The sequence below is a fragment of the Leptospira vanthielii serovar Holland str. Waz Holland = ATCC 700522 genome (assembly GCF_000332455.1).
In the GTDB taxonomy this organism is placed as follows: Bacteria; Spirochaetota; Leptospiria; order Leptospirales; family Leptospiraceae; genus Leptospira_A; species Leptospira_A vanthielii.
The window spans coordinates 1-7,137 of record NZ_AOGY02000017.1 but is presented as its reverse complement, the minus strand read 5'-3'; the positions used below and the strand labels follow the sequence as shown (position 1 = coordinate 7,137).

Here is a 7,137-nt window from a genome sequence, read left to right as displayed (position 1 = left end):
ACGCCACGGATAACTGTTATACTTCTTAATAATTTTTTTGGTTTTTTCATTATTATTTTTATTAAATTTCTTAAATTATTTCGCATAACGAACGAGGCTAAACGACGTTCCTCGGAGCTGAGCCTGCATGGCAGGCGTTAGCGTCGGCGCGTATTCTTGCGTAGCAAGAATCGTGACGGAGAGGAATGTGCCGAAGGCCAAGCGAGGGCGAAGACCCGAAGCGCAGTGTTTAGCGTCAGTTATATGACGTGTGGCTTAGACACTGGCTAAAGTTTTCTTCCCTTTTTTGATGACGATTTCTCCACCAAGGGTGTGAATTAATTTAGAAAGGACAAGTAACGTAGGGTTATCTTGTTTCCCACTTCTAATTTCCTGAATTACAGTGCTGGAAACATTGGCTTTTTTAGAAAGTTCTCTGACTGAAACTTTTTGAGATTCCATTAAATCAATTAATGTTTCAGAAAGATTAAGAGCATCATATTCCTTTTCAAATTTAGCTTTGAAGGATTTATTTCTCATTAATCGATCAAATGTAGATTTAGTAGTAGATACCTTTTTTATTTCTTGTTTCATAATCTTCCCTTCTTTTGAGAGCCCTAATCTTTTCATTTTTTGGTAGTTTATCAGTTTTTTTGATAAAAGCGTTAGTAATGATAATTTTCTTCCCTTTTACAAAAAAACAAAGGAACCTGTGAGGAATTGGTTTGAAAGCGAATAGGGAATCTCCTTCAAAATTGAATTTAGTTTTGTCTTTGATTTCTCCAAAATCAGCAAATCTTTTGAACAAAGCCAAAGATTTAATTTTAAAATCGTCTGATAGTTCATTGAAATATTCTAGAACATCAGATTTTTCTTTTTCATCAAAATACCATTCAATAGTGAATTTTTCGCCTTTATAAGCTGTAAATTCTCTCACTTTTTAAGTGTAACGGAATAACGGTACAAATTCAATTCTTTTTTATTTCGTTAATCCGATTTTAAGAGTTTTTCACTAGATTTGCCACATGTCGTATAACGAACTAGGGGAGACGACGTTCCTCGTAGCTGAGCCTACGTAGTAGGCGTTAGCGTCGGCGCGTCTTCTTGCGGAGCGAGAAGCGTGACGGAGAGGAATGTGGCGCAGCCCAAGCGAGGCCTTGTGCCGAAGCGCAGCGTTTCCCCGCTGTTATACGCAGGCGATAGTTAGTCAGTATAAAACTGCTTATGTTCTTCTTTTATCAAAAAAGATGTATTAATGTGTTTAAAGAATGATATTTCTTTTAGTTTTTTCATTAAATTTTCATTTGATAATGAGTAGTAAAATAGTAATGTGAATTCATAAGGTGATAATATAGATTTAATATGACTAATGAATAATTTATTGTCTATGCTTTCAATTGAAAATGTAATAATTTCTGTAAGAAAATTTAGATAATTGTCCAGCTCTGATGAAATTAATGGGTAAAATGTTGTAAAAGTAAAATTCGTAAATATTTTTTCGTTTTCTGAAAGTATTCCCCCTTCAATGAATTTGTCAAATAATGAATCAGGTATTTTAAAAATTTCTTTTAACGTGTCTCTATGTTTCTTTTTTCTATCTATATTGTTATTTCGTGGATCTATATATTCATAATACATTTGATACCAATGAAATGCATATTGAAAGTATTTACTCCCTTTATACTGATTTTGTATTAAGTCATGTATTCTACCTGTTTCATTTGTTATTGGCTGATTTAATGAGAATTCGACGTTTGATCGGATATGAAGAAATGTGTTTATGAGATTAAAGAAGTGGCTATCCTGGTTTTGTCGATTTAGTGCTTCTGATGTGTTTTTAAATTCTCTTTTTTGAATGTCAGTAGTTAGAAAAAGCAGGGAAATGGTGGTAAATAACCAAATGGTGCCTGTAATACCTTGTATTATTGATGCAATTTTATTGCTTTCATCCAAATTTATTTGAAACGGGGAATAGTGAAATCCGATGCTTCTTAACTGTATCAATAAGGATGCTAAGAAAATAAATCCTAATACAAATGAAGTAATTGATAATAAATATAGGATTGTCTGTTTTTTGATCATTGTTTTATCGCTTGCGTATAACGAACTAGACTTACCGAAGTTGTCCGACCCTGAGTCCCGAAGGGACGTTAGGGACTGGCACGTAGCTTGCGTAAGCAAGGCGAGTGACAGGAGGACAATTTGCCGGAGGCCGAGCGAGGCCTAGTGCCGAAGCGTAGCGGTAAGTCGCTGTTATGCGCTGGATTGCAAGTCTATTTTTTTAGCATTTAGTCTTAGTGTATTTTGCTTTTATACTCAGCAACTTTAATGTTTCATTTAATCGTGGTTATTGCAAATTTTATTATGCTAAATATTGTGAAATTACTTTAATTTAGATAAATCTAATGAAATCGATTAGTATTCGAATTATTTATTATATTCAGTTGTTGTTGAAGTATTTAATTTAATTATTTTCTTCGGAGCTGGTGGATCATCAATATAGAAGCTTATAATTTTACCTGGAACTCCTTCTTGAAAATCTAAATAGAGATATGCTTTGCTTTTATTGAAATGAATTATTTTAATAGATTGAATTATTTTAACTTCGTCTTCGATTTTCCTAGTGAAACTCCATTGTTTCTTTTTGTAAGATGTAAATTTCCCATAATTGTTAGAAATTGTTTGTTTAACTTTAATAAAGTTTTTTATAAATTCTTCCTTTCCTTCGAATGGTGGAAAATAATCAATAACTATAGATTTGAACTTATTTTCGGCAACTAGATCAACAATCTTGTTTGAAGTATCTAGATAAGGCTGAAATTCGACTAAATCAGATGATAAATTGCTCTCCATGTCTGGATTTTCAAGAGTACCGGATGATACAGAATCCTTGAGTTTACATGCACCTAAAGTTACTAGAATACTTATCAAAACGAGAATTTTTTTCATTTGTTTTCCTTTTCTTTCTTATTTAGTAATATTTTTGCAATCTTGCGCATAACGAACTAGCCTTAACGACGTAGGCTGACCCTGAGTCCCGGTAACGGGACGTTAGGGACTGGAACGACACTTGCGTATGCAAGGGGAGTGCCAGAAGCCTATGTGTCGCAGACCGAGCGAGGGCTCGTCCCGAAGCGAAGCGTTAAGGCGCTGTTATGCGACGTGATTAAGGTTACTAAATCCAATTTATGAAGTCACTTGGAAGATATTCAGCTCCTAAATGAGCACCTGGTTCAATTGCCTGAAAGCAACTATATATTAAAGGATTAATGGTTTGCTTCGTCCATGGATTGTTATAAAAAACTTTGAAAGGGAATTCACCTTCTCGTCCATAATCTAATGGATAACGATATAGATCTGGCAAAGATTCATCCCTCGTAGCTTTAACAATAGGTAAAAGGTGCCTTGTTAAAATTACACAATCTACGCCGAGAAATTTCTCAATTTCACCATTCTTGTCCTTTAAGAATGAATTTTCGGAAAATAGACCTCTTGCATATGGGGCGATAGCTGATATTGGTTCATAAATAAAATCGTCCCATACGACGATAAGTACACCTATAAAATGTTCAGATTCTTTTTTAAAAGGTAAAAATTTTTCATTAGCGCTTTGTAAGAAATCTTTTAGTGTATTGTCTCTTGGAAGCATAGTTTCATTTTTATTGACAGTTTCAAAAATCTGAGTTCGTGTCGAAATTTGTTGGCTTTTGGATGATCTTTCGTTTGCTTTTTTGAAAAATTCAGGACTTTTAACTTCTATTCCTATTTTTATAGATTCATTTTGAATAATTATTTCAGGATTTTTTCTACTATCGATTGCTGTTGGTTCTTGAATTAATTCATATCGTGGTGACCAATCAAATGTTGAAGCTTTATGTACGACCATTAACTCAGATAATGTTTGTAATAATTGTTCGTAGTGAGGAAGATATTTTTCTTTTCCAGAAATTGATCCTATTTTTTTTATGTATGATTTCCCAAGATTTTCCTTTTTATTTTCTAGATCAGTGCAAAGAACTGCGATTGAATTGGCTAAGGGATGAAGAAAAATTCCATTAGAAATTAACTGGAAATGATATTTGAAGTAATGCCATTCTTTGAATATCTTAGAGTTTAATATTTCCTTTGTGATTTCTTTGTTATACATAAAATTTAATCATGTCGCATAACGAACTAGACTAACCGACGTAGGCTGGCCCTGAGTCCCGAATGGGACGTTAGGGACTGGAACGACACTTGCGAATGCAAGGGGAGTGCCAGAAGCCTATGTGGCGCAGCCCAAGCGAGGGCTCGTCCCGAAGCGAAGCGGTTAGTTGCTGTTATACGACGTCCAAATTTAACTCGAATTATTGTTTTTAGATAATATATATCGATTTCTTATCGAGGCGATCCGCAATTTAAGTAGACAGTTGCTGATTGAGTATCACAAAATCTAGAATCATTTTGATTGATTAGTAGGCAAAGTTGAAGAACTTTACGATCATTCTGACACCTTTTTTCTTTTTATTTTCCTCGGATGAGCAGTTTAATTTAAAAGTAAGAGAAGATACTATTGAAATTATTTTTACTATTTTCATGTTTTCAATTAATGATTAGATTTTAATTCTATTTAGTAACTTTTGTAATTCTCTACTTTGATGAAAAAGTGCATATATATGTAATTCATCTTTCTGGAAAGTATATATGATTCTAAAAGGAAATTTTCTCGTTAGAATTTGATGGAAGTTTTTATAAATTACAACGCCGATGAGTGGCTGAACTTCTATTCTTTTTAATGAATTATTGATTTCTTCTATTAGTTTATTTCCGAGTCCAGGGACTTTTGATTCATAATAGTTGAACGCATTTGTAATATCGCTTTGCGCAGAGGGTTTGACCCAGACTGGGTAAAGCTTCATTTCGTATTTATTTGAATATTTTTTTTAAAGAATTTCCAATTGATTCCCGTAGCCGAAGATTCATTAGCAAAGCGTTCATCTAAAACTTTTATTTCTTCTATTGAAAGAGGAATCGGCTGATTTGTTTCGACAATTGAATCCCAAATAGTTCCAAGTGTTTGGATTTGATCCAAAAAATCCATTTTCTGAATATCTGCAATTGTGAGTTTGGTATCAATGCTCATACATTTACACTTTGGTCTATTCAGTTGAAAAATCAAGTTTAAAGTTTTTACTTTTTCCCCAATTTTCTGCTTTTACTGTCTTAATTTAGAAAGAAAGTATTTGGATGTCGTATAACGTAACTAGCTACACGACGTTCCTCGGAGCTGAGCCTCTGGAAGAGGCGTTAGCGTCGGCACGTATTCTTGCTGAGCAAGAATCGTGACGGAGAGGAATGTGCCGAAGGCCGAGCGAGGGCGAAGTCCCGAAGCGAAGTGTGTAGCGGCAGTTAGTCGCAGTGTTCGTTTTTTAAAACTCAAATTCAATTATTAGAGGGACATGATCACTTAAGTCTATCCAATCTTCAAACTTTCCTAATTGAATTTCGGAATTTTTCAGCAATTCATTTGGTAAAAATGCATAATCGATATGATAAGATTTTTCTTTCTTTCTCTGAAGGAAGAAAGTTGGTATCTTCTCTTCACCTTGTTTTTCTGTATATGCTTCATGATAAAGGCTTTTATAGTTCCAACTATTAAGTATTTTAATAATTTCAGTATGATTCCACCATCTATCAATTTTATCCCAAATTGAATTGCTGTTAAAATCTCCGATAATTATTGTAGGTTTTTCAACTATGTTTGATTTATTCGCTAATAAATATTTCCAAAATTGTCCAATATATCGAAAGGATTGATTCTTTCCTCCTTTTGTCCAGACTGCGATCAAATTGTGATTTTCCGATATTGAAACGCCTAAAAATTGTTTTAAATCTTTTGTATTCCATCTTAAATGCTCTGATATAACGCCAGGAATACTGATAGAAAATTCAGAACTCCAATTTAATAATTTAAGATCTATTGTCTCATTAAAAAAAATTCCAATTCCCCTGTTTTGATTCTCACCTTCCCAAAAATATTTAGTATGCTCTAATTTTTTGAAAAATTCAGGATAATTATAAGGATTTTCACATTCCTGAATAATTAGAATATCAGCTTTTAAATTAAAGGTTCTCGGATATTTTTTCCTAAATCCTCCTGAGCAATTCCAACTTATTATTTTCAATTTTTTAAAATTTGTTTTCGAACATTGCGACTAACGAACTAGTGGAGACGACGTTTCCCGACCCTGAGTCCCGATGGGACGTTAGGGACTGGCACGTAGTTTGCGGCTGCAAACGAGTGACAGAAGGGAAATGTGGCGTAGCCCAAGCGAGGCCTCGTGCCGAAGCGCAGCGTTTCCATGCTGTTATACGCCGTTGGATAGTATTTTTATTTCGTTGTTGATATAAAAAAATAGTTCTTCATCTCTATTTCTTTTTCTAGGGATAGTGATGTTTATTGATTCTCCTGATTTTAGGAATATATTTAATCGTGAGATATCTTCAGAAATTATTTCTTTTTCAATATTGTGAATATCTGAGAAATATATTTTATTTATATCTGAAAGTTTATCATGGGTTACAATTTTATTATTTGAAACTAATACGAATCCATTGTTTTTTCCTAAATTGTTAAAGTGAAAGAGGTATTGCATCTTTTCATTTGGTTCTAGGATATTTAAGCTATTTATAAACTTATAGTCTGCCTTGTCAAAATCATCTTTATTGTGAATGTAGGTAATTGTGAAGAAATAGTGAAAGATTAGGTTTATAATTAGATAAAATATGTAGAGACTGGAAATTCCAAGGAATAATTTGTCACGAGAATTATTAATTAATTTTAGATGGTTCAGTTTTAAGAATTGAAGATGTTTTTCAATTCCGTTGAAGAGAATAGCCAACGCTAGAACTAATTTTCCTATTAGAACAAAATTTATTCCTGAATTAAGATATTCGGTTGCAAAAGTAAATAAGACGAAAGCAGCAAACGCCATTTATGAATAGATTATATTCATATATATTCCAAACGAAAGAATAAAGAGAACTATAATGGTGAGAAATTGTATGTCCTCGATATTAATTTTTCCAATGTTTACTTCGATAAGATTAATTATTAAATAATAGATTCCCAGAATTGATGGGAATAATGCAAAATAAGTATTTCTATTTTCTGTTTGT

Annotated in this window: 9 protein-coding genes and 1 pseudogene; all 10 read right to left on the bottom strand. The window is 33.1% G+C overall.

All coding sequences use genetic code 11. The features are described from left to right. Positions 1 to 255: 255 nt before the first annotated feature. Positions 256 to 573: a helix-turn-helix domain-containing protein gene (locus tag LEP1GSC199_RS03770; RefSeq protein ID WP_002977532.1), complete on the bottom strand. Its 318-nt coding sequence runs from the start codon at positions 571 to 573 to the stop codon at positions 256 to 258. Beyond that, positions 539 to 916, bottom strand: a complete 378-nt coding sequence (locus LEP1GSC199_RS03765; protein WP_002977543.1) for a type II toxin-antitoxin system RelE/ParE family toxin — start codon at positions 914 to 916, stop codon at positions 539 to 541. Before LEP1GSC199_RS03765 ends, LEP1GSC199_RS03770 begins: the two co-directional genes overlap by 35 nt. A gap of 266 nt (positions 917 to 1,182) precedes the next feature. Then, entirely contained in the window at positions 1,183 to 2,061 is an 879-nt protein-coding gene (locus LEP1GSC199_RS03760; protein WP_002977534.1) for a putative phage abortive infection protein, read from the bottom strand. A gap of 345 nt (positions 2,062 to 2,406) precedes the next feature. After that, positions 2,407 to 2,928: a hypothetical protein gene (locus LEP1GSC199_RS03755; protein WP_039925994.1), complete on the bottom strand. Its 522-nt coding sequence runs from the start codon at positions 2,926 to 2,928 to the stop codon at positions 2,407 to 2,409. 226 nt (positions 2,929 to 3,154) lie between these two features. Then, positions 3,155 to 4,126 carry a hypothetical protein gene (locus LEP1GSC199_RS03750; RefSeq protein ID WP_002977535.1) on the bottom strand — a complete coding sequence of 324 codons (972 nt, stop codon included), beginning with the start codon at positions 4,124 to 4,126 and terminating at the stop codon, positions 3,155 to 3,157. Between the two features lie 445 nt (positions 4,127 to 4,571). Continuing rightward, on the bottom strand, positions 4,572 to 4,877 hold the full coding sequence (locus LEP1GSC199_RS03745; protein ID WP_039925991.1) for a type II toxin-antitoxin system RelE/ParE family toxin: 306 nt from the start codon (positions 4,875 to 4,877) through the stop codon (positions 4,572 to 4,574). Continuing rightward, a complete protein-coding gene (locus LEP1GSC199_RS03740; RefSeq protein ID WP_002977541.1) occupies positions 4,874 to 5,101 on the bottom strand; it encodes a hypothetical protein in 228 nt (75 codons plus the stop codon). Before LEP1GSC199_RS03740 ends, LEP1GSC199_RS03745 begins: the two co-directional genes overlap by 4 nt. A gap of 286 nt (positions 5,102 to 5,387) precedes the next feature. Beyond that, positions 5,388 to 6,143 carry an exonuclease/endonuclease/phosphatase family protein gene (locus LEP1GSC199_RS03735; protein ID WP_002977545.1) on the bottom strand — a complete coding sequence of 252 codons (756 nt, stop codon included), beginning with the start codon at positions 6,141 to 6,143 and terminating at the stop codon, positions 5,388 to 5,390. 183 nt (positions 6,144 to 6,326) lie between these two features. After that, positions 6,327 to 6,953 carry a hypothetical protein gene (locus tag LEP1GSC199_RS03730; protein ID WP_002977537.1) on the bottom strand — a complete coding sequence of 209 codons (627 nt, stop codon included), beginning with the start codon at positions 6,951 to 6,953 and terminating at the stop codon, positions 6,327 to 6,329. Continuing rightward, positions 6,954 to 7,137: pseudogene (locus tag LEP1GSC199_RS21620) on the bottom strand (hypothetical protein); the annotation flags it as partial. It abuts the gene before it with no gap.